The sequence below is a fragment of the Burkholderia sp. Bp8986 genome, from assembly GCF_003854225.1.
Lineage (GTDB): Bacteria > Pseudomonadota > Gammaproteobacteria > Burkholderiales > Burkholderiaceae > Burkholderia.
In genome coordinates, this window is sequence record NZ_QTQM01000197.1 from 1 (window position 1) to 581 (window position 581).

The following is a 581-nucleotide window of genomic DNA, read 5'->3' on the forward strand; positions in this document are numbered from 1 at the left end:
ACCGTCGAATATTCGACCGATGGCGGTCATACCTGGAGCACCAGTTTCAGCGCGACCGAGGGCGTGAACGACGTACAGGTTCGGCAAACCGATATCGCCGGCAACACGTCCGACCCGACGTCGTTCAACTTCACGCTCGACACCTCCGCCGCGGCCCCCGGCGTGGCCCTCACCACCGATTCCGGCAGCAGTGCCTCCGACTACATCACCAATGTCGGCACGTTGAACCTCACCGGCATCGAAACCGGCGCCACTGTGCAGTACAGCGTCGACAACGGCGCGCACTGGAGCACCAGCTTCAACGCCATCGAAGGCACGAACAACGTGCAGGTCCGCCAGATCGACGTGGCCGGCAATACCTCGTCGGCGACGTCGTTCAATTTCACGCTCGACACCTCGGCCGCCGCGCCCGGCGTGGCCCTGACCACCGATTCCGGCAGCAGCGCGTCTGACCACGTCACCAATGTCGGCACGCTGAACCTGACCGGCATCGAAACTGGCGCGACCGTCGAATATTCGATCGACGGCGGTCATACCTGGAGCACCAGTTTCAGCGCGACCGAAGGCGTGAACGACGTACA

The 581-nt window shown here is 63.3% G+C and carries 1 protein-coding gene; it reads left to right on the top strand.

What is annotated here, in order from left to right; all coding sequences use genetic code 11:
* Positions 1 to 63: 63 nt before the first annotated feature.
* On the top strand, positions 64 to 581 hold a 518-nt coding region (locus DID99_RS36860), incomplete at its 3' end, for an Ig-like domain-containing protein (RefSeq protein ID WP_260444808.1).